The sequence below is a fragment of the Nitrospira moscoviensis genome, assembly GCF_001273775.1.
Lineage (GTDB): Bacteria > Nitrospirota > Nitrospiria > Nitrospirales > Nitrospiraceae > Nitrospira_D > Nitrospira_D moscoviensis.
The window spans coordinates 4012286-4038521 of the sequence record NZ_CP011801.1 but is presented as its reverse complement, the minus strand read 5'-3'; the positions used below and the strand labels follow the sequence as shown (position 1 = coordinate 4038521).

Below are 26236 nucleotides of genomic sequence, written 5' to 3'. Positions count from 1 at the left end.
TTGCGGCGAGGAGCGATCAGACAGGATCGGCGGGTTTCGCGGCCTGCTGCAGCAGGTCCTTCGCGGTCAGCACGCCGACCGGCTGGGCCTGCTTCGTGACGATCAGAATCGGCGTGCCGGTCGACATCATGAGGGTCGAGGCCTCTTCCAGCGCGCGGTCATATTCGATAAATTGGACCGGTCGTGTCATGATGGCGCGGACCTCGATCTCGTCCGGCTCAAGGCCCTGCGCGACCACTTTCTTGACGATGTCCGAGGGAGTCATCAGGCCGAAGCGTGTGTCGGTGTCTTTGACCAGGAGGCAGGGCATTTGCTCGCGCTCCAGCAGAGACGCGGCCTCGGTCACCGAGACATCACCGGGAATTTGAACGACGCCTGGCGTCATCATGTGTGCGACCACTGTGATCCGGTTGGCGGTCTGTGGGCGTTGCTCGTCTCTGTTCAACATCGCTCGGCCCGGTCCTTTCGAGCAGCGAGACGGACGCGTGGCCGCCGCGACGTATGGCAAGTATAGCAGACGGTTTTTGACGCCCATGATGGCTCGAAAATCTTGCTCCTCAACAGTTTGCAGGCATACACTGCCGGGACAATCCGGCCGCCGATGAAGGAAAATTTGTAATGCCGAACGGAACGCCGCAGGCGGAATTTTATCGCCGTCTCGCCGGCATCGCGACACATGGGTTGGGCCTTTCTGTGGATGTGTATCAGCCCGACCTGCGTAGCTTGCTCGCAGCGCTGCGGGGGCGTCAAGTGCCGCCGGGGTATTTGGAAGTGTTTCGCGCGACGCCGGCCGCCCTGGCCGCGGTGCGGACGGAGGCGGCCTGTCCGCTGGCGTACCATGGCGAAGGGTTGTGGCTCACGCAACCGGAGGCGCTCGACGACCGGCTGTTTCGGGACGCCGTTCGGGAGGTCGCGGGGCATCTGGACATCCTCCAGGCCGCCTGGCTGAACCACGAATGCGCGACCAAGCACATGGCCGGCTATTCGTTTGGGACGTATCTCCCGCCTGTGTACACCGAAGCCAGTGCGACCGTCGTGGCGGAAAACGCCTCCTTCATTCAGGCGGGCCTCGATCGCTGGTGCCGTCCGGCAGACGGAGGCGCGCCGTTGTTGCTGCTGGAGATGCCGCCGCTCACCTGCTTTGTCGCCGGGACTCTGCCCATCCCCGCCTTTTTCCGGCTGGTGGCGGAACGGACGGCCTGCGGACTCGTTCTCGATATCGGACATCTCTGGACGGTGTATCGGTACAGCGGCGCGGCGCAGCGGTTCTCGCTCGCGCAGTTCGTGGATGATTTTCTCGACGAGTTTCCTCTGGAGCGGGTGGTGGAGATGCATGTGGCCGGCCTCGCGGTTCACTCTTCAACGACGGATCGCTCTGCCGGCGCGGCGAGCGGATGCCTGCCTCCGTGGATCGACGCGCACGCGGCGCCGATTCCGGCGGTGTTGTTCGACATGCTCGACCAAGTCTTGGGCCATCCGAGGCTCGGCAGTTTGAAAGGATTGGCGTTGGAGGTCGATACGAAGCCGATGGATCTCATCGTGGAGGAATACGAGACGTTCACTCGGCGGTATGCCGGTATATTCCGGACGCCTACAACGAAGCCGGCTGTTTCATCGGTCTGTGAGACATCGAGCCCAGGCCCGTCGTCCGGTGAAGCTCGGCGGGAGTTGGGGCGGGCCTACGAGCGGTATGCGCACATTGCGGCCGGCCACGCGGAGCCGGAGGGCCGCGAATGGACTGGTCCCGCCGCCTGGACCCAAGACTTGGAGATGTATCGGACCGGCTATTTGCCGTATGAGATTCTGCATTGGGGCGGCGACCTCGAGGCGATGTTTCCGGAATCATGCCGGCAATTGGCCGCGCGGGGCGTTCCGCAGGCCGCTTTCGTCGGCTTCTGGTTTCGAGCGCCGCGGCCCTTGACCCGCACCTACGATTTTTTTCTGCTGAAGATCGAGCGATTTGTGGAATTCGTCCGGGACAGGGCGCCGGAGTTGGAAGCCGCCGCGATGCGCGAGGCCGAGGAGCTTCGCCGCGCCTACGATTTGGCGAACGAACCTGTTTTCACCGACGACTGCGAGGGGCCATGAATTTCTGGACGACGCTGCCCCGGCCGATCATCGGGCTTTCCCCCATGGACGGGGTCACCGACGCCGGCTTCCGCGCGATTGTCGCCCGGCAAGGAAAGCCGGACGTCACGTTTACCGAGTTCACGCACGTCCACGACGTGTGCCGGGGTCCGGAGGTCCTCCTGGAGACGCTCATTTATAGCGACCAAGAACGGCCGATGATCGCGCAGCTCTACGGCAAGGATCCGGAGCTGTTTTATCAGGCGGCGCACGCAGTGGCGGAATTGGGGTTCGACGGCGTGGACATCAACATGGGGTGCCCCTCCAAAAACGTCGCGTCGTCGGGGTCGGGAGCCGGACTGATCCGGACGCCCGAATTGGCGCATGCGATCATGCAGGCCGCCAGACGGGGGCTAGACGATTGGGCCGGAGGGCAGACGCTCGAACAGGCGGGGTTCAAGCCGGCGCGGATCGACGCGCTGCGGCGATTGACTATGCGGCGGGGGGCCGTCGCGCCGCCAGCGCGCCGCCGGCTGCCGCTTTCCGTCAAAACCAGGCTGGGCTACGACACGGTGACGGTGGAAACCTGGATCGAGCACTTGCTGCGTGAAGCGCCGGCCGTGATCTCCCTGCACGGAAGAACGCTCCGGCAAATGTACCGCGGCGCCGCGGATTGGGACGCGATCGGGCGGGCGGCCGCCGTGGTGAAAGGCTCCGGCACCCTGCTGCTCGGCAACGGCGACATCCACTCGCTGGAGGAAGTCGTCCGCCGAGTGCGCGAAACCCGCGTGGACGGCGTGCTCGTCGGCCGCGGCGTGCTCGGGGCGCCCTGGTTCTTCCGCGAGCGGGAACAAGCCAGACGGCTCGCGGCGGAAGATCATCCCGAAGCCGCCTCGCTGCCGGCCGCCGGGCCGGCGACATTGGAGCAGCGGTTCGCGATTCTGCTCGACCACGCGCGGCAGTTCCACACACTCTACGGCCAGGGCCAGTTCCACCGGATGCGGAAACATCTGGGGTGGTACTGTAAGGGCTTCCCACATGCCGCCGCGCTGCGCGCCAGGATGTTCCGCCTGTCGTCCGTCGATGAGCTGGAAGCCGTCATCGCCGATTATCATGCCGAGCGTATTGTAGATGCCGGCGTGACGGAGCCGGCGGACGAGACGACGACCGTGGCCTCGCGATGCAGTTGATCCTCGCTTCCACTTCTCCCCGCCGGCGCGAGCTCCTGGCCTTATTGGGTCTGTCGTTTGAGCTGTGCCCGCCGTCTTTCGAAGAGCATCCGATCGCCGGCCTTGCGCCGGTCGAGCAGGTCTCGCGCTTCGCCATGGAAAAAGCGCACGCTGTCGGGGCGCAGCGACCGGAGGATCTCGTGCTCGGGAGCGACACGGTCATCGAGATCGACGGACAGTGCGTGGGCAAGCCGACCGACATGGATCACGCTCGCGCGATGCTGGCCAAGCTGGCGGGACGGCCTCATCTGGTCCACACGGCGGTGGCGCTCTGCCGCCATGCAGACGGCATGGAACGAGTGGAGGTGGCGAGCGCCACGGTGGTGATGAAACCGGATGATGGGATGAGGATTGAGCGCTACCTTGCAACGAGGGAATCGTTGGGCAAGGCCGGAGCCTATTCCATTCAAGGTTGGGGAGGAGAGTTGATCGAACGGATCGAGGGTGATTTTACGGCCGTCGTCGGCCTGCCTTTACGCATGGTGGCTCGGCTGCTGCGCTCCGCCGGCTATGACGTCCCGTGCGATGTGGAGGCGCTCTATCGGCGCCGGCCCTATCCGAACTGGAGTCGCTTCTCCACCTGATTGCTAAAGAGGGGAAGCTTCCCCTAAAATGCGATTCATTCATTGGCTTATTCGGGAGGCTGTCATGGCGGCTGGGGTGACGAGGGCGGGATGGTCTGCTGTGGGGCTGGCGGGAATGCTGGCGATCGGGAGCGGTTCGGCTTGGGCCATCGACGTCAAGCTCTCGCAGGAAGAGGCCCAGAAAGCCTTGGAGGCGGGCCGGGTTCCCATGGAAAAGGCCAATACCCCCGAGGACGTGAAAAAGGTGCTGCAGCAAGCCTCGCTCGCCACGCGCGTCGGCGCGGATCCGGAGAAAGATCCCTGCGGGACCAGCGCGATTCTCCGCACCAAGCGCTATCGGCTGGAAGCCTTCGGCCGGCAGGAGGCGGCGGAGTCCAAGAAGCAGAAGAAAGACGTGCGCATGCCTGAAGAGTTCATCAGGAAAGTGGTCGACATGCCCAACATGGAAGTGGAAGTCCAGCTGTGCGGCGACGACGAGTATTTCGCCGAGGGCGTGCAGATCGCGCTGCAGCAGGGGAGCAAAACGATCAAGCCGGTCGATGTCAGCCCCGCCGAGCGGGGCCGCAAGAACGAAGGCGGCAACGGCCCGGCCTATCGCTCACGCTTCACCGCCCGCTTCGCCTACGAGAGCTTCGATCCCAACGCCAAGACGAAAGTGATCGTCTTCTTTCCCGACGGCAAGATGAGCGAGTTCGAAGCGGACTTCAGCAAAGTGAAGTAGCTCCCTCCGTGTCCGCTCCCCGATGTATTTAGGGAATAAAGACGTAAACTGACTAGAAAGTCGTAAACTAGAAACTGGGTCTCTCAAGAATTCGGGAATAAAGTCGTAAACTCAATTCAGCTGCAGTCGTATTCTGAGAATTTACTCACTACCTGACCTGACATAACTAGAATCAAGGGATCTCTCCCTGACGTTGGCCTCGTTTCGAGATAACCCTTATCCAGACTCCCGCCGTCTTCGGTTATCCATTTAACTTTTTAACTTTGTGATGGTGGATTCCCCTCTTTTGCTTTATCTCTGAATTCCTTAAATTCCTCTTCCCAAATTCGTAGTTGTTTTAAGTTCATTTTTGCCGTTAGGCGATGGATTCCTTTTGCAAATTCACTGATCAAGCTTTGAATTTCTTCATCCCCTTTCAGGAGGCAAAAGGTAAGGCTCGCCAGCGTTTCTCGTTCCCTGTGCTCTAAGTCTGCGGCCAGTATTGAGATTTCGCGAATGTCGTCTCTGTAGCTTTCCAGGCCCCGCTGCCCTCCGTAGAGAAGGTAGTCAGCGGAAACTCCCAACTCATGGGCCATCTCTGCAAATGTATTGACGGGAGGAGCGCAGCCGCCGGTGCAATACATGCTCATTGAGCGAATGCTTACGCCTACTCGACTTGCTAGTTCCGCCTGAGTCATTTGTCGCCTTTTCAACGACTCCCTCAAGCGTTGTGCAAAGAAACCCTCCTTGAAGATCACGGCCCCCTCCCCCTATTGCATAACTAGCAGAATTCTGCTAATTGAAAGTGCAGCTTGATGCTTATTTCTGTCTGATAGCTATCTAGTATCCATAATGCGCATCGGCTCACATACTCCTAGAAAATGTCAAAATCAAGCCAAATTAAGCGTAGTTTTCAAAATAACAATGAAGGTACTGAGTCGATAGTAAATAAGCAGATTCCTGCATGTCTCCCTAATTGGTTAAGGAGGTGGTTATGGCAAAACGGAAAAGAGGAATGACGTCCAGAAAAATTGAGCGGTGGATCAAGGAGGGCCGAGGATTAGGAACGCTGGGGGCCTACAAGCCTTGGCTCACGATTCAAGATGTGCCGTCAGACGGATGTGCCAGCAGAATCAAAGGTTGGACTACCAATGGCCGTATTCACCATTTGTTGAGCAAACTCGAAAAAAAGTATTTCTACCTTCTCGATTGGTCTCCGATCGTTAAGGATATACGAGAGCAATTCCCCCTACCTCTTGCCGATACCATCCGCATCGCTGAGCAATTGGGTGTTGAGCATCCGACTGATCCTCACACGAAAGAGCTATTCCCGATGACGACGGATTTTCTAATTACCGTTGAGAAAGACGGTGTACTGATGGAAGTGGCGCGGTCAACTAAGTACGTGCAGGAACTTCAGGATAAACGTTGCTGTGAGAAGCTCGAAATAGAACGTCTCTATTGGGCAGAGCGAGGAGTTGACTGGGGCGTGGTGACTGAGGAGGAGATTCCGGAGGTGCTGGTCGCCAATATTGAAGCGATCCATCAGTACTATGACGTAGGTTCCCTTTCACCACTTACCTCGACTCAAGTAACCACGATCGGAGAAGAATTAACTCGGGCGGTCAAAGATACGCAAGAGCCTCTCTACGCAGTGGCCTCGGCGCTGGATCATCAACTCGGTGTGAAAGCTGGCCGATGTTTGGCCGTTGTGCGCCATCTAATTGCGACAAGGCAATGGATCATCGACATGTCAAGCCCATTTGATACGGAGTGCCCGATAGCGTTGTTATCGGTCAATCTTAAACCCATCCACCAGGAGGTATGAGATGCGGCGTCATTCTTTTAGAAAGCGAAGACACCGAGTCACTCGGTCAGAAGCAGATTCCGCAACTGGGGATTTCACAAGTTCGTTGCTCCGAGTGAGGCCTCCATATCGGCCGGGTGAGGCTCTGTTCACACAACTCACCGTGAACCATCCATTAAGTTTGCCAAGACCCTCTTCAGGCACGCTCTATCAGGGTGATTGTACTGCTCTAGACGTTGAATTGTTAACGAAGCGACCGGACATCTAGCTCAAGGCGAGAAGGTCATTCGGCTGAGTATATATTTCATCAACCGAACGGTCAAAAAAGGATATTCCCAGACTGAGCCATATCTTTTGAAGACTCGTATCTTCAAGGACCCTACCAGTAGGAGGGATAATGGATCTTCTTAGGGGCATGGTGTTGACGTTTAAGAAGGACAAGAGTGGCGAGACCGTTACAAGAGAAAAGATTTGGTGGGTGGCCTCTGACGGATCCCACTGCTACACCGTGGATATGGATAAAGATCGCCCAGGTGAAACTCCTCTGTACGAGCGGTCTGACATTCTGATCGGTATTCAGAACGGTGGGATCCTCCTCAATCAGTCAGATCCGATAGGCAACCTTCCTGTCGATCGGAAGATAACAGAACGCCGACAGGGCGTTCTCGAACGGCTGCGTCGTCTATGGGCCAGTCTTGATCATCTGGTGCAAACCAGACTCAGTGAAATTATTAATCCCGCTACTCGATCTGCTCTTTTTGAAGCAGCTTCGAAGGAACAGAACTGTTGTCCCGCGACGTATTACAAATACTTTTGGAGATATCTAAAGGGCGACGGAAGTCTGAGCGCAGTCGATACGAAACATGATCGATGTGGTGGAAGAGGGAAACCAAAATCTCATTCAGGGAAAAAACGGGGACGGCGTACGCGGACCGCTCAGGGTGAGCTCGTGGTAATTGGTATCAATGTTGATCCCACTCTGAGTCGGTATATGGCACGACATGCCCAAAGGACATGGGAGCACCAGAGCAAGCGGAGCCTGGAGCAGTGTCATCAGCTCTTTCTAGAGCAGCATTATGGGACATCCTATGAATCCAGGGGAGGCGAAATTATTGTGGTTCTTCCTCCTGAGGATCAGATGCCAACCCTCGATCAGTATCGCTACAGTTATGAAGCAGTGAAGGATGAAGCACGTGCGATAAGAGCAAGAGAAGGAACCATTGCGTTCAACCTTCGTCACCGACCATTGATAGGAAATTCGACCGTTGGTGAGATTGGTCCTGGTTCTACTTTCCAAATCGATGCCACGCTTGGTGACATCTATCTTGTCAGTTCCATCGATCGAAGCCGGATAATTGGACGTCCGGTCATTTACATCGTCATCGATGTGTTTACACGGATGATCGTCGGATTTGCGGTAACGCTAGAAGGTCCAAGTTGGTTGGGTGCCATGGAAGCGCTCGAGAACACAACGGCTGACAAAGTGGCCTATTGTGCGCAGTACGGCATCCACATCGAAGAGTCACAATGGCCTTCTCATCATTTGCCCTGGCGGATCCTAGCCGATCGTGGAGAACTCGAGGGGTACAATATCGAGACCTTGATTGAGAATCTCGGCGTTCGTGAGGACACAACGGCACCCTATCGGGCTGATTGGAAGGGAATTGTCGAACGCAATTTTCGTCTGCTCAATGACAAGTGCATTAAATGGGTACCTGGTGCTGTCTACCCGCACCATGTACGGGGCGGTCCTGATTACCGTCTTGATGCGGTGTTGACGCTTCAAGAATTTCGGCAGCTCATGATCCGGTGCATCTTGGCGCATAACCAAGGACATCATATGTCTTGGTATCGGATGGACGAATATATGATCAGAGATAGGGTTGATGCATTTCCCATTGATCTATGGGAATGGGGCATGGAGCATCGGACTGGTCACTTGCAAACACGCCCTCAGGACCTCATCCGAATGAACCTTTTGCCCAAAGGTGAGGCGACAGCTTCTGGAGCCGGTCTTCGATTTAACGGGTTGCTCTATCGGTGTGAAGAAGATCTGTCGCCGGATTGGTTTATCCGGAAGCCTGGCAAGAAGCAATTGACGCTTCCAGTTTCTTACTATCCGCCTTGTGTGGAGACCATTTACTTACGGCTGGATCGTGGCACCAAGTTAGTGCCCTGTCACCTTCGAGCAGAGGAGGCCCTGTATAAGACTCGCGAGTGGTATGAAAAACAGGATGATGATGCCAGACGTGATGCTGCCAGCAAGAGCGCACAGACCCGTGTTCGCTCTGTTACTGCGAACTTCCATCGTCAACAAACGGCACTTATTGAGGTAGCGACGGCACAGAAATCACCAGCCATTGAACAGATGTCGGACGCGCAACGCGTAAAGGATATACGACCGAATCGGGAGACTGAACGTACCAAGGAGCGAGAGGCTCACGCAATGCGATTGGGGGTCAGGTCCGAAGAGCGGTCTTCCATAGGGGCTGTGTCTGAAGGGGCCATAGATAATCAGACGGAAGCCTCCTCCTATGTTCCCCCGTCGCGACCCGTATCGATGCTCAGGCAACTGAGAAAGGAGGCCTTAGGAAAATGAAAAAACGAAATGAACTTCCCCTCCGACTGTTGCACGGGATCCGCAAGAGCAAGGCCTGCCGCCATCCCCAGGTGTTATCCAGATATCAAGGCAATCCCCTCAACGAAACCCTGCCACCAATCTTGACCGCCGAGGAAGCGGCCAGGGAACTTCTGTATCTTCCACCTTTTGATCCTCACGTGCGCAGCCTTCCGACGGAATATCGCATTCACGCGACGATGGACATCCGCCGAATCTTTCAACCTTTAACCATCAGTCTCTTCTTGGAGCAGCAGCTCACCTTACGCATGCGGGATGGCTATATCGACCGAAACCCTCTCAATCCTCATTACTGGGCAGATACGACGAAGCGGTTGGACGCATTGGAAGAGAAGATCCGACATCCGAACCCTGTGATTCCCACCCCGACCGGATTATCCGTTATCGGTTTGCCGGGGGTAGGCAAAACGATGAACTTCATGCGGATCCTGTCCCGCTACGATAACGTCATTGAACATGATGATTTAGGGATCAAACAGATTCCCTACCTCTACATGGACTGTCGGTACGACGGAACCGTCAAAGGGTTGTGTGGCAGTTTTCTCAAACGAGTCGATGCGCTGGTCGGGACGACGTATTTTGCCGACTATGGAGGTAGTGTTCGGACGATCGATGATCAGCTGCTCGCGATGGCCGTCGTTGCCTCGACGCATTGCATAGGGCTGTTGATCATTGACGAGATCCAAAATAGCACCACTGCAGGTGCCATGTTGAGGTTTTTCGTCGAATTGGTCAACACGATCGGATTGCCTGTTGTCTTTGTTGGCACGCCCAAGGCCATTCGGATTCTATGCGGGGAATTGCATCAACTGCGTCGTGGCTGCGGCCCGTGCGATATTGTGTGGAACCAGATGAAGAAGGATGAAGAGTGGGATCTGCTCCTCGAAACCTTCTTCGAATATCAATATGTCCGTCACGCGGAGCCCTTGAGCCAAGCGCTGAACGATATTCTGTATGAGGAAACGCAAGGCATCCCGGATTTCCTCGTGAAGATGTTCATCGTGGCGCAATGGCGCGCGATGACGACAGGCCTTGAGAGGCTCACGCCAGACCTCATTCGATCAGTGGCTCAAGATCACTTTGCGACAGCTCGGCCCGTGATCCAAGCTCTCCGTACTCACGATTTGGAAACGTTGCAAGGGCTTGAGGACGTGGTCACCGTAGATCTGGATGAATATATCAAACATGTGCTGAGGGATATCAATCACAAGGGTCTCTATGCGGTGATCCGTCGATCCAAAATCCCTAGCGGCCGGAGTTCGAAAGAGTCCGAACCTTTAGTAACCTCGGATGCCGACGCCTCGTCGGAAGTACGGGACGAATCGAATACAACTCCGTCAGACTCCACGTCATCGTCTCTAAATCCAAACCTTTCAGCAGAGGGCGGCACATTTGGATATGGGAAGGTATCACCTGACGATCGAAAGGCGAAAAAGAAGAGCGATCGAACCGGTGAGCAGGGTGTACGCGGTTGTTATTTGAGGGCCACGAGCAAAAAAAGAAAGGACAGGATCGCCACTTATCAAATGCTGAAAGAGGAGGGGCATATTCGTCCTGTGAGTGAATTCTAGGGGCGCGAGTAAGATGCTTGAAGGATTCAATCGCCCATATCCTGGTGAATGTTGGTACAGCACGATGGCTCGTTTTGCCGATCGCATGCGGTATTCTAAACGCATTTTAAAAGAGAAAGCGGGGCACAGAAGCCAGATGCTTCGACTGGATTTCCCGGAAGGGCTTGAATGGTTTGTGAACCAAATCCCTTCGACGGAAAGCCTTAATACTAGTCGAATCATTCAGCACTACACAGCATATCCGGCGTTCGCTCCATTTCTAGAGTCCTCCCTCAAGGCCAGACTGTTAGCCCACATGCGAAGCGACTCCTGTGCAGGGCGGCTTGTTCTACAGAATCAGTACCTCTTTCGATCCCCAAGGCAGCGGTTTCGCTACTGCCTTGCCTGTGTGCAGGAAGACCGAGCGAAGTACGGGGAGGCCTATTGGCATCGGGAGCATCAGCTGAGTGGAGTCGCTGTCTGCGCCAGGCACGCGGTGTTTTTGGAGGCTCATAGCGACTTAACTTGGCCGCATCCATGGCGAGACGATTGGATAATTGCCGAGCGTATAGTCAGACCAAAAGCGATCAGGCGAGTTGACTGGAAAGACTCCGATCAGAAACTGTGCTTTGATGTCGCCCACGATATGGATTGGGTTTGGAACTATAACGGTCCATGTCTTGGTTCAGAGGATTTAAGTGAGCGCTATTATTGGCTGGCGGCGGAGCAACGACTCATGACCTACGTGCAGACATCCATGAGCGCGCGGTGTCAGTATGAACTTCGATTGTTCCTGAAGAAATACATGGAGGCTCTCGCCGAAAATGAAGGCGCTGCGGATGGACTCACTCCATTTACCTGCTATATCAGGAGCGGTGTGGTGAGCAAACATCCTGTTTATCATGTGCTCCTTGCGCGGTTCCTTGGTCAAAGTATCGAATCTATTTTTAACGTCAAAGAAGTGCCCAAAGTGTTCGGTGATGGCCCTTGGCCTTGCTGGAATAAGCGAGCATCTCATTATGGTAAGCCAGTTGTCATGGATTGTACCGTTGTACAGGCCTCTGCCAACGATCCCCCAATTGGCACTTTTTCTTGTTCATGCGGATTGGTCTACTCACGTGCAGGACCAGATCGGTTATTGGAGCATGCTTTTCATCAATCGTACATCATTCGAAGAGAAGGTCGAGATGACAGCACGGCTGCTGGAAATCCCGATGGACCGTTAACTTCGAACTTTGAAATGACTTCCTTGGTGGACCATAGGCACATCTGTGGCCTCGGTTACCCTTCAAGAATTTCGGTGGATCAGCGTAACGGTACCAATTCCTTGTGGACTCCTATTATTGAAACATATGTGCTTAAGAATCGGAGAGAGTGGCTCTGTGGCACTGACAGAGGATCACAAACTGATTGGCGAAAAACCTGTCAAAGCGTGGCGCAGGCCTTCTTCGCACTTCTTTCCGATGACCCGGATTGGCTCAGTGAACATGTGCCGAAGTATCCGTATCCCGCATCAATCCAAAGTGTGTGGGACTTACTGGGATCCCGCGACGAGGTGTTGGCGTCAGCTATTCATGCGGCGGGCAGACGTCTTCGAATGGACCCAGCTTTCAGGGGAGCGATTAACCAAAAATCGATAGCCCATGCGATTTATGTGGATGAGTGCGCACTGGCATCGCTTTCGCGTCATTCTCAAGCTCAAGTCGAGCTTGATCGGACGGTTGAAACTGCTTCCCAGTTTGCACGGCGGTGTATCTGGCATGCCTTGTGCCAGTTTAAGTTCGCTAGGCATGTTCCTTCGGAGCTAGAAGTGCTTCGTGCAAGCGGATTGCCCCTTTCTGCAGGGGAATCACCTGCAGTCAAGGGAGTACTGGACTTTGTGTTACATCGGGTATGCCCGATGAGCGTATGGAGTAGTAGAGGGACTCGCAACGCCCCGCGTTTCAACAAGTGCGATCGTTGCAAAGATATGGGTGTTCTTGATGATGAGAGGTTTGATGGGCGCTACTCACTAGAGCCCTATCTAGATGCATATCGGGAGAAAGACTATCTGTCCTACCAAGAGCAGGGTGATGACATACTCCATGCCATGATGGTGTGAAACGACAGGTGCACAATGGTAAAGGCTATGCTTGCGTGCTACGCAAAGCCCCATCCCGATGAGCTGTTCTATAGTGTTGTCGCGCGCTTAAGGGAGCGGCTGCGCTTTCTCAGCATTACCGCATTTCTCCATGCGGTGGGCGGAAGAGGTGATGCGCTTGCGTCCATCGATCTCCCAAGCTATCTAGACCACTTCGTGTCGATGCTTCCCGCCAGGGCTTCGTTGACCACCGACGACATCATTGCAAAGCACACACTGTTGCCGTTCTATGTTCCCTTTCTGTCCTCCGGTCGAGTTGGGGAGATTAAAAGACGAATGAGAGGAGGATCTCGAAAGGGCATTCAACTTGTGCTCGGCTATAAGCATGCCAATGTGCCGAAGTCGCACTGGCTACGCTACTGTCCCCGGTGCGTTGCGGAAGATCGAGAGCGGTGGGGGGAATGTTATTGGCATCGGATTCATCAGGTACCGGGGGTTGAGGTCTGCCCTGACCACGCCGTTTGGATCCAAGACAGTGATGCCCCGGCTCGAGACTTGCGGCCTTGTCATGAGTTCCGCTCAGCCGAACGGACTGTTACTCAATGTGTAGCAAGATCCTTGATGCCTGATGATTGTGGGGCCACTGCTATCCTTGCGTTTGCACAAAACGCAGCATGGTTACTCAATGCTTCATCCGTGAGTCCTGACCCAGATGCGCTGCGGCGTCGATATCTCGCGCTCTTAGCAGAGCGAGGACTCGCGACGCATACAAACCGAGTTTACGCGCATCATTTGAGACAAGCGTTCTTGCGACATTACCCGCAAGAGGTTCTTGGGCGACTAGAGGGTGAGCAAGGGGGCCTTCGATCAGGCGACGGGGTATTGGCCTTGGTCCGTCGAGTCCGGAGCAGCTATTCACCTATCCACCATCTTCTGATGATGCAGTTTCTCCGGCAGACGGCCGAATCCTTCTTTGCGATTCCCAATCATCCTGAGCACTTTGGGGCAGGACCATGGCCATGTCTGAATCCTGCGGCACGGCACTATCAACAAGCCGTGATCACCGCTTGTGCTCTTGCGATGCGAGCGGATGGCCGGCCCGTCGGGACCTTTTGCTGCGCGTGCGGATTTGTCTACGCGCGGACGGGACCAGATTGGTCACCGATGATGCAATTTCATGTGGGACGAGTCCTCATATACGGTCGGGTTTGGGATCAGAAACTGAGAGAATGTTGGATGGATTCAGGTTTGTCAGTAGAGGCCATCGCGGACAAAATGGGTGTCTCACCGCCAACCCTTCGTGCTCAATTACGTCGGATCGGACTTCCTCTGAGGCGTGTAGTGTCCTCGCCGAGGCAGGCATCACGAAGTGCCGGGAAATTGCAGAAAGTCACTCGTGTATTCTCCCGTTCGTTCCTTTGTGAGCAGCGAGAAAAATGGCTTGGTTTGAGTCGAGAAAAGGCTCGTTTGCCTGAAAGGCTCCGTCAATTTAGGTCTCTGACAAGCTGGTTGAGGCGATATGACCGGGCGTGGTTTCGGCAGTACGGAAATCGACGCATAAAAGCGTTTGTTGGGCATTCCGTGAGAAGGACCGTGGATTGGGAGAAACGAGACCAGGAATTTGCAGAATTGATTCGAACAACGGCTGAACGAATTCGAGTGCTACCTGGTCAACCTCCACGCTTCTCGCGGATGTATTTAATCAGACAGACAGGTCAACTTCGGATGATTGCACCGTATCTCAGAAGGCTGCCACGAACTGCCGATATTCTTGGTTCATTGACCGAGCCTTAATTTGGGGTAACAGGTTCTAGTTGAATTGGGAGTCGCAAGTAAGATTCTTACATTGAGGAATGTCAGATGCCTAAGGTTGTCGTAACGATTTCTTTGAAGCAACAGCGAGCCCTGCAACGGCGGATTCATAAGGCTAGGAAAGGAACCGTGGTCAGCGAAATCCATAAGGCCATTCGCCAACACCTGGCTGGTCCTCGATATATCGAAGCAGCATTTGCGAAGCTTCTTGAGCAGAAAGCACCCAAAGATCTCCCGGTCCTGCTGGCACAATTGAAGAAGAACACGACCAAGATCAAGGACAATTTGAGGGAGATCAAGTGGGCCCGTGAACAACCTAGCCCTCTCTAGGGTGCCAACCAATCTCAACTTCGCCGATTGGCAAAGTTAGCGCTTGAGATCTTGGGATCAGCGGAGAAGGCCAACAGCTGGTTCTATCGTCCCAATAAGGTCCTGAAGGATCGCACCCCGTTCAGTTTGTTGAGCAGCGTGACAGGAGTGAAACGTGTCATGAAGGCTCTGAATCAGAAGAGCCGAGAAGGCCAGAAGGAGTGGGCCGTTACTCAGGAAGCTGCATTGCAGCATGCCGAAGACCCTCCACTTTCTCTTTTTGGAACCAAGACCGAAAATGCGAGGGTAGAGGGGATACTGAAGAGGATCAAAGGGGCCTCACTCCCCGTACAGACGTCACTTAAGAAAATGAAAACCTTTGCGCGTCGAAAAGCTCACTTCGTGAGCACGATCCGGAAAGCGACAGATTGAAGCAGGATGTAAGTTCCGTAGCCGGAACACAGTCATTCGCAGAACCTCGGATTGTCTAATCCCTAAGCGTAAAGGCTCGTTCGGATGAGCAGACAAGACGATAGCCCCCTCAGCATTACTCCGGCCATTATTCATGTCCGTCTTTCCTCTGAGCCGCTCTCACCCGAAAAGCAGGAGCATGTGCGTCAGGAGGTTCGGGAGATCTTGAAGCGCCGCCAACACTATGTGGACCTGGCTCGGGGGCAGCTCCGCTTTAATTATTGAATTGGGCCAGTACGTTAGGCCAACCCGTGAGGCTTTTTCGTTTCCACGAACGCAATAGCCTCTAGGGAGGCTATCGAGGTGGGAGCGATCTCAGCTGAGACGAACGTGACGCTGATCTGATCAATCTCCGTGGCGCCAGCCTGTTCCAACGCTAGGACGAGTTCATCGAGTGTGTGGCCCGCTCTTGGCTCAAGAACCACGTGGAGCCGAGAGGGAGACTCTGCTCTTCCGGTAAGTTTGCTCATGAGGGTGATCATACCAAAACAGTGCATTCAGAAGAGTGGAAAAGATAACAGCCATGCAGGATAGTGAGAACAGAGGGTGTGGTAGAGCTATAACTATCGGCAGGGTTCAGAGGATGGGATGCTCGATGGTGGCTAACTGTATTGTAAGGATAATGTGAGGCTGGAGCGCTTCTGCGAACTCCTCGCACCTGTCGTTCGCCTCTCGTCAAACAATCGGGGCAGAACCCGAAACACCCACAAGCAAAACGCCACCCTTAGTATTCGTAAAAGCGATTACAGCCTTTACCAATTCATTGAGTTTCAAGCTGCTGTCTTTGATAAAGGGCTTAAACTCAACGGTCTCTCCCTCTCCCTGTTGGATTGCCTTTGGGGCGATCGAAAGATTAGCTTCCCCACCAGGGACAGCGCCCAAGACTCGCTCTTGGCCTAGCGCCCATAGCTTGGTTTCTCTATGGAAGTCATAGATTCGAGCATCCACCCCAATTAGATAGACTTCAAATCCTTCAACTTGGTCCGGGACAGCAATAGACATGTCATAACCAGTCACACGCACTTCGAAAGGCGAACAGCCATCTGCGTGTTCCTAAACCCCTTTCAGGAGCAAATTCAATTTGTGTCGGTAGTCAACGCAAACCTTGTGAGGAGAGAAGTTTCGATTATTAGGCTCTTCAGGTAAGCCCGATCTTAAGAGACAAAAGGCCGATTTGCAAAGGGCTCGTTGTTTCCAAGGTTTCTATACTTGCGTGTTATAAATCGACGGGTTGGAGGGTTTGTATGCAGTCGATTGGCTCTATTCAATTCGGCGGTTTGTGAAGGCTTTTTAGCGCAGTGTATTGGGGTGAAACGCACCACGAACGCCGAATCAAGTTGGCCGATGTGTAGAGCGGATTCCCCAAAGATCGGATCGTGTGGGCGCGTACTTGAGGGACATAGATTTCCCCCTACCAAGGTTCAGCCTTCTAATGTAAGCCGCCTCACAGTTCGCCACGATGTATTTCTTTAGGATTACCCCATGGCTCGTCTTGATATTCTCGTTCACCGGGGTTGCCTGTCCGAGCGGTCGACTCTGGCGTTAGTCAAAGAAATTCAACAGGAACTTCCTGCGTGGCATATCGAGGTTCGAGCTGCAGACAAGCAGGACTGTGATGTCTTGGGCATCCTGGTGTTCCCTGCTTTTCTCCTCGGTGGGCGGGTCCTAGCCACGGGTATCCCACGGAAGGAATGGTTGCTGGCGAGACTCAAAGAATGGGAGCGGAGCAACTCCTGATCAGGCGGCCGTCGGCCAGAGAGCGACTCTAGAGTGAAGATGATGTCCGTAATGGATACACAGCCGGAGAGATTCAGCTCTGACCTCTCACGGATCACCGCCACCCAAATCGTCTTTCTGGATATTACCCAGACTCTCGGTGTCACGTTTGTACCAGATCTGTTTATGGGAATGTGTGATCGACCGGCTTATCTGGAAACGGCCTGGGAACTGTTCAAAGAAGAGCTTTATCTCGAACATCTGGATCACAGCACCAAGCGCATCATCGCGTTGGCCATTACTACAAATGAGGCAGGATTGTATTTCGCCACGGCCGTACCCCACGCCTTCAATCGGAACGCGCTCGATCAGGTAACGTACCGGAAGATTGTGTCCACCATCCGATTTTTCAAGGCGTTTGACCGGTACCTCTCTGGAGTCAGGCCCTCCTCTATCCTGGATACTCCGGCGTTTGTGAGCGCGTGTTTGCGTGATGAATATCAAGGGTTTAAAGAGACAATCCCGGCGCCCGTTGCGCCGTTGGGAGAACCCTTTCGGCTAATCGGCGTGCGGCTCGGTGGTTTACTGCTCATCATATTTCTACTGCTTCCGATTGCGATAACAGTCTATCTGTTCGTCACATGAACCAGCCCGGTCAATCGCTCACTTCTTCGACTCCGGCCAGAACGGTTTTCTGGCCCTATCTTGTTCCACCCCGGCGCAGAGTGCTGCTCCTGATCGCCATCGGTGCTGTGCTTAGTTGCTCCGCGTGGCTTGGGTTTGGGAAGTCGCTAGCGACCTCGTTCGATCTGACCAAGCATAGTGTTCCACTCGACCAGATTGTCGATGGAGGGCCTGGGAAAGACGGTATTCCTGCCTTACTCACTCCACGATTCGTCTCCGCCGCGGAGGGGACGTTCCTCCAGGACGATGATCGCGTCTTGGGACTCACGCAGGGAGTCGAAGCCAAGGCCTATCCGATCAAGATTCTCAACTGGCACGAAATCGTGAATGATGTGGTCGGCGGCAAGCCGGTGGTTGTCACCTACTGCCCGCTCTGCGGGACCGGGATCGCCTGCGATGCGAACGTGCGAGGGGGCCCGCATACATTTGGCATGTCCGGCCTGCTCTATCAAAGCGACCTCCTCATGTACGACCATCAGACAGACAGCTTGTGGTCACAGATCGGCATGCATGCCGTGGCGGGGCCGCTGACAGGCCAGCGGCTCACACCTGTCTTTCTGGAGCATACGACATGGGCGGAGTGGCGCGCGGCCTATCCGTCAACACTCGTGCTCTCAACGAGAACCGGGTCGCTTCGAAACTACGATCGAGATCCCTACACAGGATATGCTGAAAGCGGCGAACTGTTTTTCGACACCACGCATGTCGATCCGCGCTACCATCCCAAAGAATGGGTGGTGGGGATCGAGCACAAGGGCGTGGTCAAAGCCTATCCCTTTAGCGAGCTCAAGAAGGGCGAGTCTCCCCTCACCGATGAACTCGGCGGAGACACGGTGACGATACAGGTTAATCACCGTGCGCGCAGCGTGTCGGTGACTGATACGGGAGGGAGACCGATCCCGTCCGTGACGGCCTTCTGGTTCGCCTGGTATGCCTTTCATCCCGACACGCAGGTGTTCAAATGGCCTGTACGGAGGTCCCCATGACCCGAGTGATCCGCTGGTTCCTTGAGCGGCGGCTCCGTGCGGTTGAACGGGCGCAGGGGATCTCACTCGCCTATCTGCGCGGCATGCTCCGCGTTTCGCCTCCGCACTTTCTGGCATTCATGGAGATCATGCCTCTTGCAAGATTTCGGCGGGCCCTTCCGCCTGAGGCGTATCATCTGGCGCGAATCGTCACCGCGCGACATGAAGATTGCGGCACGTGGATGACGATGGAAGTGCACCTGGCAACACGAGCCGGCGTCAGCGCGGCCCTGATTCATACCATTCTCGATGAAGCCCCCTGTGCGCTGCCGCCAGATCTCGCAGAGGTGTATTTCTTCACCCAAGCGGTGGCGACCGGCAGTGGTGAAGAGGATCTCTGGCGCGAGGCCATCTTTCGTCGCTACGGTGACGTCGGCGGCGTCGAGCTTTCCATGGCAATCGCCGTTTCCCGCCTGTTCCCGACTGTCACGCATGCCATGGGCTGTGCCGCTCCTTGCGTGCCGAGCAACACCCAGTTCGAGGCGCTGGGCCGCAACCGGCAAGGTTAGCACAGGCTCGATCATCTCCGTCATCTCTTCGCATCCTCCTTCAACCCGAGATCCCATTCTCCTTCGTCCGTCTCCGTCAGAGATTTGTTCAGCTGTTTGTAAGATGCGTCACAGACCCATGCCATGATGGTGACGTAGCCTGACATCATCCCATTATGGATGAGAACGGTGAGAAAGCAGGCAGGCGAACAACGGATACGAGAGGCCGTCGCCACAATAGAATCATTGAGCAGAGATCGCTGAGAACTAGAATAGACAAAGAGCGACGGCGAGGCTGTCCCCCGCTCTTCGCATCGCTGGTTATAGATGTCACGATCTGGCTCGATGGCGGTGTGGCGACGGCAAGTTTTCGGGAGGATTCGGCAAAGAAAGGCGATATGACCAGGGGACAGCTGACCAAGGCGTTAAATCTCACGAGTCGTGCACATGTTTAATGACGCGAACCTCAATTGGAGGGGAGTACGCCAAAGGCGTACAGAGGGAAAGGAGAATGTTATGACACACGAGATGCAGTGGAAATGTTTATCCGCAGGGAATGCGTGGACGTTCATCAAGCTCTCCGCGATCATGTTGGTGATCGGCATAGGAATAGACGGCTATCTCCTACTCGCACACGGGGCTGATACGCTCGGGGGATATATTCGACTTCTTTTTCTGGCGTTCTGGAGCAGCATTATCGGGATCGCGAGTTTCGCGCTGGCGACAGTGTGGTTGCTGACGCGGGCCATGACGACGTGCCGCTGAGGCGGCATCAATGGTGCGAACGCCCATATGGTGTTTCTCCGATGCAATGATCCGTGAGTAGGGAAGGGAGCGATATGACTTACATGCCTGCTTGGAGTGCAGCAGCAGCGGTGGTGCTCACAATGACGTTTGGGTGCGCCGTCTCTCACGCAAAGCCGTCTTTCGAAGCGGCTTCAGAGCCGACGATTCGTGCCGCACAGGATGAGGCCCTACTTCATATTGACGCCGGAGGGCGATTGTTCGAGCAAAGAGACCTGGAGGGTGCGGCCCGGGAGTATCGTGAAGCGATCCGGCTCAGTCCTCTGAATCCCGTGCCTCATAACAACCTTGGCATGCTCCTTCATCTCCAGGGGCAGCCCGAAGCCGCGCTCATAGAGTTCCGAGAATCCGTTGCGCTCAATCCCGGCTATGCGCCGGCCTGGAGCAATCTTGGTTTTGCCTTCTTTGAGTTGGAGCAGCTGGACTCTGCAATGGAGGCCTGGCGGATTGCCGTGGACCTCAACCAGCAGATGGCCGGCACCTGGGCCGGTTTGGCACTCGGCCTGTTCGCCGGTGGTCACGGGGACCAGGCGAGCGAGAGCTATCGGAAAGCGATTCACCTGGATCCGCACTACGCGGACCTCGCCTATCTTCAAACGGTTCGACATTGGAGCGCCCGGGCCCTCCATCATGCCGATATGATTCTGAGAGTGATCGCAGCCCGGCAGCAGGCGTCCCTTCCGAATTCATCAATATAAGGATGCCGATGAGGCTGGGTGCGGGGATGGGTCCTGAAGCAGGTGTGAGTCGCGCTCGATTCAGTCGCACGGTTGAGCCCTTCGGTCTGCATGCCGTCTGCGCACGTGTTCTTACACGGGAGGAAACAACGGACTCCGGCGAGACAGGAGCGTGACGGAGTCCTGTCGCTATCGCCTCCTTATAACCCTTGTGCGATGTGCTGTCGTGCTGGCCGGGGTGCTCCTTCAATCCACGCTCGTCTCGGCTCAATGGTCGGGTGAGATCCAGAACAATCTCTTCTACACCGACGATGTCGGCCTCTTTTCCGCCACCCGCAGACTGTCCCTGCAGAACGATCCGACCCAACCGGTCGTGGATCGAACCGGACAGGGGAGCGACATGGTCTATGAGCCGTCGGTCGATGTTCGGCGGGCCTTCGACTCACGCTGGGGGCGCACCGAGTTGTCGGCGCAGGCGCAAGGCTTCGTCTATGCCGGGAATCCGGTGTACAACCACGGGTCATACCGTCTGCGTCTGACACAAGATGTTGCGTCCGAGACAGCCGTGCGGCTGTACTATTTTTATGGGCCCAACCTGTTCTTAGGCAAGAACGACGAGCGCCGATCCGGAAAGGAACTGCTGGTCGATGAGCGCGTGACGACTCATTTTTGGAGCGGCCACCTGGAGCGCCGCGTGGCCGCGAATGTGACGGTGCGACTACTCGGGCGCTATGGAACGCGACAATACAATGAGGCCTTCAGTGAACGCGACACACGCTTCTGGACGGTCGGTCCCCACGTCGAATGGATGATCACTCCGCGAGTGCAATTGCTGGTGGGGTACCATTACGAGCGAGGCCTGGCGGACGGGCGACGCCAATCACAGGTCCACGATGACATCTCTTATGTCAATCACTATGCTTCGGCCGAACTGGTCGTACAGGCGATGGACAGGGTCAGTGTCCTTCTCGGATTCGACTATGAGCGTAATAATTTTACGAGCGGCCTCGCGGACGATGTGCATCGCGGCGCCCATGAGAACGTGTATCAAGGCGACCTGGAGTTTCAGTATCGTTTCACCGACGCGATGACGCTGAAGTTCGGCTGTCAACATGGCAGTCGGAAGTTTAGCTTCGAACCCACCTCAGTCAGCAATACAAACCTGTGGCTCGGGGCTGATTTCAAGTTTTGACCGATCTATGGCACGTGATCGTGCAGAGCCAACCACTTCTTGCCCCAGGGCGCTACAGTATCCAAGTCCTGTAAGTTGTATGACAGTTACCAACGTCGAGATCGTGCAAGATGTGTCTTGATGCCCCGGAGAAACTTGAAGCATGCCATGTTGAGCTCGACGCCCTGCGAAAGCAGGCTAATTATCCCGATTTCACTCGTGCGATAGAATTGTGACACCCCTCACTGAGGAGATCTCCATGTCCCGTCCGGATAGACTCTCCGCTCGCGCCCGGCTGCGGAAACGGCTGCCGCCCCGCACGCTCTTCAAAGGGGCCGCTTTTCTCCTGCTCATCCTTGGCGGGTACGGGCTCAGCTTCTGGTTCGATTTCAGCGAACTCCTGCATCCGGAACGGATTACCGGATGGCTTCAGCAAGCGGGACCATGGGCACCTCCGATCTTTATGGCGCTGATGGCGGCGAGTGTCGTGATCAGCCCCATTCCGAGTCTGCCGCTGGACATCGCCGCCGGGGCCACCTTCGGCCCGATGCTGGGCACCGCCTATGCCGTATTCGGCGCGGAGATCGGCGCGATTGCAAGCTTTCTCATCGGACGAGCATTGGGGCGCGAACTCCTCACCAAGATCCTGCGCACCAACGTCGCGTTCTGCGAACGATGCTCGGACCGGCATCTGGCGATCTTTGTTCTGCTGGCCCGGCTGGTCCCGCTCTTCTCGTTCGACGTAATCAGTTATGGCGCCGGCCTGACCAACATGTCCTTCCGGACCTTTGCCCTGGCCACGTTTGTCGGAATGATTCCGCCGACCTTCGCGCTGACCTATGCCGGCAGTCGAGTTGCCTCTGGTGTGTGGCTGATGATGGTGTCCGGTCTGGCCATGGTGGCCATGATGGTGCTTCTTCCGAAGCTGGTGCTCCGTTACCCCACCGCGCGCTGGGTTCGCCTGCTGCGCGGCGAAATGCCGGTCGCAGGTCATGTGCATCTTCCGATGATGCAACCGGCGGCTGCGGCTGTAGACGGCGCCCCGCGATGCGATTCCTGCGGCGGACCGTTGAGTTAAGACAGGCACGGCTCTCCGTGTCCGGGCGACGAACAATCAACCCGGAGCGCTTACGAATCGCCGATGGTTCCGTCGCTGCTTCATACGACTATCCTGACCCTGCTCGCGCTGGCCGCTTTCGCCGGCAACTCGGTACTGTGCAGGTTGGCCCTCACCCGTACGGACATCGATCCGGCAAGCTTTTCCAGCATCCGCCTCGCCTCAGGCGCCGTCACGCTCTGGCTGATCGTTCGGTGTCGCCGAGCACGCCCGGAGCTTGGGGGATCCTGGTCGTCGGCCGGTGCGTTGTTCGCCTATGCCGCCGCTTTCTCGTTTGCTTACATGACGTTGCCGACCGGTGCGGGGGCGTTGCTGCTCTTCGGCGCCGTGCAAGCCACGATGATCGGGGCTGGACTGTGGGCCGGCGAACGGATGAGCACAGGGCAATGGGGAGGGTTCGTCCTCGCGCTGGGCGGCCTGGCTGCGCTGCTGTTGCCGGGGCTTTCGTCTCCGCCTCTCGGCGGGTCGGTCTTGATGCTCGCAGCTGGCCTCGCCTGGGGAATCTATTCGTTGCAGGGCCGGCATCGTGACGATCCGGCTGGCGCAACGGCGGGAAACTTTTTACGGACGCTTCCGCTGGCGGGGCTGTTGAGCCTGGCGGCCTGGCCCTGGATGCGGCTGGATGGAGCCGGCGTGCTCTACGCCGTCCTGTCCGGCGCATTCGGGTCCGGCGTGGGCTATGCGGTCTGGTACGCCGCGTTGCGCGGGCTGACGGCCACCCGCGCCGCGACAGTTCAGCTCTGCGTGCCGGTTCTGGCGGCGTTCGGTGGCGTCGGTTTTCTGGGAGAGCCGGTTACATCGCGCCTGGTCATAGCGGCCGCAGCGATTCTCGGCGGCGTCGCGCTGGTTTTCCTCCGCCGCACAGATCACAGCGGATAACCCCGTATCCTCGCGACGAATATCATCAACTCAATTTGTCCGAATTGTCAGCTGCATCACAGCGTGCGGGAAGGCCAACTGATAGGGTGCGGCCATCATTAGCTGGAGCATCGCGTCACTCCAACCTGGCCCTCACCCAAGGAGGACCTGATCCGGACAGAGGAGGATCCCATGTCACGAAAACACGAGTCGAAAACGAACGGCGGCAAGACCGAGGCGGAGAAGCCGAATGCGTCACAGTTGCAGCAGGAAATCGAACAACTGGCCTACAAACTCTACTGCGAGTGCGGCTATGAACATGGTCATGATCTTGAGCACTGGTCCGAGGCTGAACGGCGCATTCTTGAACGACATCGGGGAAAAGGCACGAAGGGCGGATAGTCTGCATGGCGCACACGATGCTGAGCAGCCGCCATGTTGCAGCCACGCTGCCGCGGTTGTCCCTGAAAAGGAATACAGTATGAGCTTTCTTCGTTCCATACCCGATGCCTCGTTGATCGATATCTTTCTGGCGGTCCCTAAATTTGCGCGGCCCCTGCATGAATTCGCCCAGCAGCTCATGCGAGGCCCCTCGCCCTTCACCGAAGGGGAGCGTGAAGTAATGGCTGCGTATGTGTCTAGCCTGAATCGCTGTGCCTTCTGCGAAGCTTCGCACACCGAGGCGGCGGCCAGGTATGGGCATGACCGGAAACTGATCCAAGAGCTTGCGCTGAATCTCGCGGAAGCGGACGTCACCGATCGTCTGAAGCCAATCTTCCGCTATGTACGCAAACTGACTCTCCTGCCGGCCCAAGTCGATCAGGCGGATGTCACGGCCAACTTGGAGCAGTCGGCGGCGCCGCTTGCGGGGGAGGAACCGACGGTGATCGACCCTCGCGTCCTTGATCGTCGAGTTCCGAATACGAGATCGACATACTTCGCCTACACCCCGGGATTCCAGCTCGACCTGGGGGCGCTCGTCAAGTCCTCATTCACGGAAGCAACCTCAATGTACTTCATGGCCCAAATACCCTTGGCGCGAGACTCAAACAACAATCTTGCGCAGGGAACGAGTTTTATCTTCGGGTTCACCCGCTCGTTTCAACTCGTGAAACATCGGACATAGGCCGGAGACAAACGATATCGTCTGCGATGAGATCCGCTCAGGGATCTCATCGCCCTTGTGTGGCGAAGGTGTGTGAAGATTGAAGTGAAGCGGTCAGGCCATCTGTCGCGAAAGCCCGTCTGGCTTGAGGATCGTGATCGTCCGGCCATCCATCTGAATGAGGCCGTCGTCCCGGAACTGCCCCATCGTGGTGCTCACGGTTTCACGGCTGCAGCCGATCAGGTTGGCCATTTCCTGGTGGGTCAACTTGACCTTCAGACGGATACCCTGCTTCTCAGCAACTCCTTCGGTCTTGCCCAGCTCCGAGAGCAAGTGGGCCAGACGGGCCGGCACCTCGCGAAAGACGAGATCCTCAACGCGGCTCTGGATTTTCTTGAGTCGCAGGCCGATGAGCTTGGTCAGTTTGATCGTCACGTTAGGGTGCATGGCCAAGTATTGATCGAAATCCTTCCGTGGAATCACACAAATGAGCGCATCATCGAGAGTCTCAGCTGAGGTCGAGCGAGGGGCGTCTTGCAGCACGTCGAGTTCCCCAAAAACATCTCCTGCTTCTAAAATCTCGAAGGTCACTTCTTTTCCATTGGGAGCCGTGCTGGCAATTTTCACGCGCCCCCGCTTGAGGAGATACACACTGCTGCTTGGGTCTCCAGGAAGGTACAAGGGCTGCCGCTTCTTGACCTCCTCCATGCGAGTGATCTTCTCCATCTCCTGCATCTCAGAGGGAGAAATTCCGTCGAACAAATGAATGTGCTTGAGGTACCAGAGTTTGTTGGGAGCGGTTTGTAGGTGGTTCATAAGAATTAGCTCGCAGAGATAGCATCAACCTACTCGCTTACTGGAATGAAGGCAAGCGCAGCATCGTTCACCCCAAGATTGTCTTGCACTGGCCAGGAAGAAACTGTGAGGTAGCTTACAGTTCTAGACGACCGGCAACGCCAGGGCTCCACGCTATCTGTCACGCTGGATTGGCCCGTTCCCTCAACGGTCACGTCTCGCAACTGAGGCCTCAATCCCGCTGTCGTCAGCCACGCCATCCGTAGGTCTTGTATTCGACCTCAACATGGAACATCAGGCCCATGGCCTCACTTGCCTTTCACAGTAAGAGGCGAGCAACGGTTTTGTCGCTGGCCGGGCTCACGATGCCCGTGATTCCCCAGCGATCATGAAGCTCATCGATGCTGCCGCCACTCAAGCGGATGACATCAGGATCGTGCGAACTCTTCTCTGATTGCAGCGATGCTCCGCGGGCATGCTTCAGCCATCCGGACAGCACCCTCTGCCGGCTCCTCACTGCATCATGAGTCAAAGACATGCCCCGTAAAT

26 protein-coding genes are annotated in these 26236 nt (G+C 56.1%); 21 read left to right on the top strand and 5 right to left on the bottom strand.

Annotated features, from left to right (window positions below):
• Positions 1-16: 16 nt before the first annotated feature.
• Complete coding sequence (locus NITMOv2_RS19690; protein ID WP_053381486.1) at positions 17-448, bottom strand: CBS domain-containing protein; 432 nt, start codon at positions 446-448, stop codon at positions 17-19.
• A 170-nt stretch (positions 449-618) separates the two neighbouring features.
• Here NITMOv2_RS19690 and NITMOv2_RS19685 point away from each other — a divergent pair, with 170 nt between their 5' ends.
• From NITMOv2_RS19685 to NITMOv2_RS19670, 4 genes are all read left to right on the top strand, one after another.
• Complete coding sequence (locus NITMOv2_RS19685; protein ID WP_053381485.1) at positions 619-2088, top strand: multinuclear nonheme iron-dependent oxidase; 1470 nt, start codon at positions 619-621, stop codon at positions 2086-2088.
• Positions 2085-3257 carry a tRNA dihydrouridine synthase gene (locus NITMOv2_RS19680; RefSeq protein ID WP_053381484.1) on the top strand — a complete coding sequence of 391 codons (1173 nt, stop codon included), beginning with the start codon at positions 2085-2087 and terminating at the stop codon, positions 3255-3257. The genes NITMOv2_RS19685 and NITMOv2_RS19680 overlap by 4 nt, the downstream gene beginning before the upstream one ends.
• The gene (locus NITMOv2_RS19675; protein ID WP_053381483.1) at positions 3248-3880 is read left to right on the top strand and encodes a Maf family protein; all 633 of its coding nucleotides are present in this window, start codon (positions 3248-3250) and stop codon (positions 3878-3880) included. Before NITMOv2_RS19680 ends, NITMOv2_RS19675 begins: the two co-directional genes overlap by 10 nt.
• Before the next feature lie 64 nt (positions 3881-3944).
• On the top strand, positions 3945-4601 hold the full coding sequence (locus tag NITMOv2_RS19670) for a hypothetical protein (protein ID WP_145976445.1): 657 nt from the start codon (positions 3945-3947) through the stop codon (positions 4599-4601).
• A gap of 257 nt (positions 4602-4858) precedes the next feature.
• Here the strand turns inward: NITMOv2_RS19670 and NITMOv2_RS19665 are convergent, their stop codons facing one another.
• Positions 4859-5338 (bottom strand): helix-turn-helix domain-containing protein, encoded by a 480-nt coding sequence (locus tag NITMOv2_RS19665; RefSeq protein WP_053381481.1) that lies wholly within the window; start codon positions 5336-5338, stop codon positions 4859-4861.
• 236 nt (positions 5339-5574) lie between these two features.
• Here NITMOv2_RS19665 and NITMOv2_RS19660 point away from each other — a divergent pair, with 236 nt between their 5' ends.
• From NITMOv2_RS19660 to NITMOv2_RS19630, 7 genes are all read left to right on the top strand, one after another.
• Positions 5575-6408, top strand: coding sequence for a TnsA endonuclease N-terminal domain-containing protein (locus NITMOv2_RS19660; RefSeq protein ID WP_083448229.1), 834 nt, complete (start codon positions 5575-5577; stop codon positions 6406-6408).
• 376 nt (positions 6409-6784) lie between these two features.
• Positions 6785-8986, top strand: a complete 2202-nt coding sequence (locus NITMOv2_RS19655) for a DDE-type integrase/transposase/recombinase (RefSeq protein ID WP_083448228.1) — start codon at positions 6785-6787, stop codon at positions 8984-8986.
• Positions 8983-10596: an ATP-binding protein gene (locus NITMOv2_RS19650; protein WP_053381478.1), complete on the top strand. Its 1614-nt coding sequence runs from the start codon at positions 8983-8985 to the stop codon at positions 10594-10596. The genes NITMOv2_RS19655 and NITMOv2_RS19650 overlap by 4 nt, the downstream gene beginning before the upstream one ends.
• A 13-nt stretch (positions 10597-10609) precedes the next feature.
• Complete coding sequence (locus NITMOv2_RS23035; protein WP_145976444.1) at positions 10610-12676, top strand: TnsD family Tn7-like transposition protein; 2067 nt, start codon at positions 10610-10612, stop codon at positions 12674-12676.
• A gap of 15 nt (positions 12677-12691) precedes the next feature.
• The gene (locus NITMOv2_RS25200) at positions 12692-14449 is read left to right on the top strand and encodes a TnsD family Tn7-like transposition protein (protein WP_083448226.1); all 1758 of its coding nucleotides are present in this window, start codon (positions 12692-12694) and stop codon (positions 14447-14449) included.
• Positions 14450-14515: 66 nt separating this feature from the next.
• A complete protein-coding gene (locus NITMOv2_RS19635; RefSeq protein WP_053381475.1) occupies positions 14516-14797 on the top strand; it encodes a hypothetical protein in 282 nt (93 codons plus the stop codon).
• A 27-nt stretch (positions 14798-14824) separates the two neighbouring features.
• A complete protein-coding gene (locus tag NITMOv2_RS19630) occupies positions 14825-15208 on the top strand; it encodes an MbcA/ParS/Xre antitoxin family protein (RefSeq protein WP_083448225.1) in 384 nt (127 codons plus the stop codon).
• Between the two features lie 714 nt (positions 15209-15922).
• On the opposite strand, the gene NITMOv2_RS19615 is transcribed toward NITMOv2_RS19630, so the two are convergent.
• Positions 15923-16249, bottom strand: coding sequence for an AlbA family DNA-binding domain-containing protein (locus NITMOv2_RS19615; protein WP_145976443.1), 327 nt, complete (start codon positions 16247-16249; stop codon positions 15923-15925).
• 786 nt (positions 16250-17035) lie between these two features.
• Between NITMOv2_RS19615 and NITMOv2_RS19605 the strand changes: the two genes are divergently transcribed.
• From NITMOv2_RS19605 to NITMOv2_RS19555, 10 genes are all read left to right on the top strand, one after another.
• On the top strand, positions 17036-17608 hold the full coding sequence (locus tag NITMOv2_RS19605; protein WP_053381469.1) for a hypothetical protein: 573 nt from the start codon (positions 17036-17038) through the stop codon (positions 17606-17608).
• Positions 17609-17715: 107 nt separating this feature from the next.
• Positions 17716-18633 (top strand): DUF3179 domain-containing protein, encoded by a 918-nt coding sequence (locus tag NITMOv2_RS19600; RefSeq protein ID WP_053382170.1) that lies wholly within the window; start codon positions 17716-17718, stop codon positions 18631-18633.
• Positions 18630-19181, top strand: coding sequence for a carboxymuconolactone decarboxylase family protein (locus NITMOv2_RS19595; protein ID WP_053381468.1), 552 nt, complete (start codon positions 18630-18632; stop codon positions 19179-19181). The genes NITMOv2_RS19600 and NITMOv2_RS19595 overlap by 4 nt, the downstream gene beginning before the upstream one ends.
• A gap of 495 nt (positions 19182-19676) precedes the next feature.
• Positions 19677-19925 carry a hypothetical protein gene (locus tag NITMOv2_RS19585; RefSeq protein ID WP_053381466.1) on the top strand — a complete coding sequence of 83 codons (249 nt, stop codon included), beginning with the start codon at positions 19677-19679 and terminating at the stop codon, positions 19923-19925.
• A gap of 74 nt (positions 19926-19999) precedes the next feature.
• Positions 20000-20662 (top strand): tetratricopeptide repeat protein, encoded by a 663-nt coding sequence (locus NITMOv2_RS19580; RefSeq protein ID WP_053381465.1) that lies wholly within the window; start codon positions 20000-20002, stop codon positions 20660-20662.
• 190 nt (positions 20663-20852) lie between these two features.
• Positions 20853-21833, top strand: coding sequence for a TonB-dependent receptor (locus tag NITMOv2_RS19575; RefSeq protein ID WP_053381464.1), 981 nt, complete (start codon positions 20853-20855; stop codon positions 21831-21833).
• Between the two features lie 238 nt (positions 21834-22071).
• Entirely contained in the window at positions 22072-22890 is an 819-nt protein-coding gene (locus tag NITMOv2_RS19570; RefSeq protein WP_053381463.1) for a TVP38/TMEM64 family protein, read from the top strand.
• 63 nt (positions 22891-22953) lie between these two features.
• Positions 22954-23808 (top strand): DMT family transporter, encoded by an 855-nt coding sequence (locus NITMOv2_RS19565; RefSeq protein WP_053381462.1) that lies wholly within the window; start codon positions 22954-22956, stop codon positions 23806-23808.
• A gap of 171 nt (positions 23809-23979) precedes the next feature.
• Positions 23980-24189: a DUF2934 domain-containing protein gene (locus NITMOv2_RS19560; RefSeq protein ID WP_053381461.1), complete on the top strand. Its 210-nt coding sequence runs from the start codon at positions 23980-23982 to the stop codon at positions 24187-24189.
• On the top strand, positions 24152-24913 hold the full coding sequence (locus tag NITMOv2_RS19555) for a carboxymuconolactone decarboxylase family protein (RefSeq protein ID WP_238590402.1): 762 nt from the start codon (positions 24152-24154) through the stop codon (positions 24911-24913). The genes NITMOv2_RS19560 and NITMOv2_RS19555 overlap by 38 nt, the downstream gene beginning before the upstream one ends.
• Positions 24914-25006: 93 nt before the next feature.
• On the opposite strand, the gene NITMOv2_RS19550 is transcribed toward NITMOv2_RS19555, so the two are convergent.
• Together NITMOv2_RS19550 and NITMOv2_RS19545 are read right to left on the bottom strand one after the other, a co-directional pair.
• Positions 25007-25618, bottom strand: coding sequence for a Crp/Fnr family transcriptional regulator (locus tag NITMOv2_RS19550; protein ID WP_187299282.1), 612 nt, complete (start codon positions 25616-25618; stop codon positions 25007-25009).
• A 388-nt stretch (positions 25619-26006) separates the two neighbouring features.
• Complete coding sequence (locus tag NITMOv2_RS19545) at positions 26007-26186, bottom strand: hypothetical protein (RefSeq protein WP_053381458.1); 180 nt, start codon at positions 26184-26186, stop codon at positions 26007-26009.
• Positions 26187-26236 lie beyond the last annotated feature (50 nt).

Excerpts from the sequence above, each read along its gene's own strand:
- NITMOv2_RS19615 (WP_145976443.1), bottom strand. The coding sequence starts at position 16,249 with ATGTCTATTGCTGTCCCGGACCAAGTTGAAGGATTTGAAGTCTATCTA.
- NITMOv2_RS19650 (WP_053381478.1), top strand. The coding sequence starts at position 8,983 with ATGAAAAAACGAAATGAACTTCCCCTCCGACTGTTGCACGGGATCCGC.
- NITMOv2_RS23035 (WP_145976444.1), top strand. The coding sequence starts at position 10,610 with ATGCTTGAAGGATTCAATCGCCCATATCCTGGTGAATGTTGGTACAGC.
- NITMOv2_RS19670 (WP_145976445.1), top strand. The coding sequence starts at position 3,945 with ATGGCGGCTGGGGTGACGAGGGCGGGATGGTCTGCTGTGGGGCTGGCG.
- NITMOv2_RS25200 (WP_083448226.1), top strand. The coding sequence starts at position 12,692 with ATGGTAAAGGCTATGCTTGCGTGCTACGCAAAGCCCCATCCCGATGAG.
- NITMOv2_RS19605 (WP_053381469.1), top strand. The coding sequence starts at position 17,036 with ATGGATACACAGCCGGAGAGATTCAGCTCTGACCTCTCACGGATCACC.
- NITMOv2_RS19570 (WP_053381463.1), top strand. The coding sequence starts at position 22,072 with ATGTCCCGTCCGGATAGACTCTCCGCTCGCGCCCGGCTGCGGAAACGG.
- NITMOv2_RS19550 (WP_187299282.1), bottom strand. The coding sequence starts at position 25,618 with ATGGAGAAGATCACTCGCATGGAGGAGGTCAAGAAGCGGCAGCCCTTG.
- NITMOv2_RS19690 (WP_053381486.1), bottom strand. The coding sequence starts at position 448 with ATGTTGAACAGAGACGAGCAACGCCCACAGACCGCCAACCGGATCACA.
- NITMOv2_RS19595 (WP_053381468.1), top strand. The coding sequence starts at position 18,630 with ATGACCCGAGTGATCCGCTGGTTCCTTGAGCGGCGGCTCCGTGCGGTT.
- NITMOv2_RS19660 (WP_083448229.1), top strand. The coding sequence starts at position 5,575 with ATGGCAAAACGGAAAAGAGGAATGACGTCCAGAAAAATTGAGCGGTGG.
- NITMOv2_RS19675 (WP_053381483.1), top strand. The coding sequence starts at position 3,248 with ATGCAGTTGATCCTCGCTTCCACTTCTCCCCGCCGGCGCGAGCTCCTG.
- NITMOv2_RS19565 (WP_053381462.1), top strand. The coding sequence starts at position 22,954 with ATGGTTCCGTCGCTGCTTCATACGACTATCCTGACCCTGCTCGCGCTG.
- NITMOv2_RS19685 (WP_053381485.1), top strand. The coding sequence starts at position 619 with ATGCCGAACGGAACGCCGCAGGCGGAATTTTATCGCCGTCTCGCCGGC.
- NITMOv2_RS19635 (WP_053381475.1), top strand. The coding sequence starts at position 14,516 with ATGCCTAAGGTTGTCGTAACGATTTCTTTGAAGCAACAGCGAGCCCTG.
- NITMOv2_RS19655 (WP_083448228.1), top strand. The coding sequence starts at position 6,785 with ATGGATCTTCTTAGGGGCATGGTGTTGACGTTTAAGAAGGACAAGAGT.
- NITMOv2_RS19580 (WP_053381465.1), top strand. The coding sequence starts at position 20,000 with ATGACTTACATGCCTGCTTGGAGTGCAGCAGCAGCGGTGGTGCTCACA.
- NITMOv2_RS19585 (WP_053381466.1), top strand. The coding sequence starts at position 19,677 with ATGACACACGAGATGCAGTGGAAATGTTTATCCGCAGGGAATGCGTGG.
- NITMOv2_RS19680 (WP_053381484.1), top strand. The coding sequence starts at position 2,085 with ATGAATTTCTGGACGACGCTGCCCCGGCCGATCATCGGGCTTTCCCCC.
- NITMOv2_RS19560 (WP_053381461.1), top strand. The coding sequence starts at position 23,980 with ATGTCACGAAAACACGAGTCGAAAACGAACGGCGGCAAGACCGAGGCG.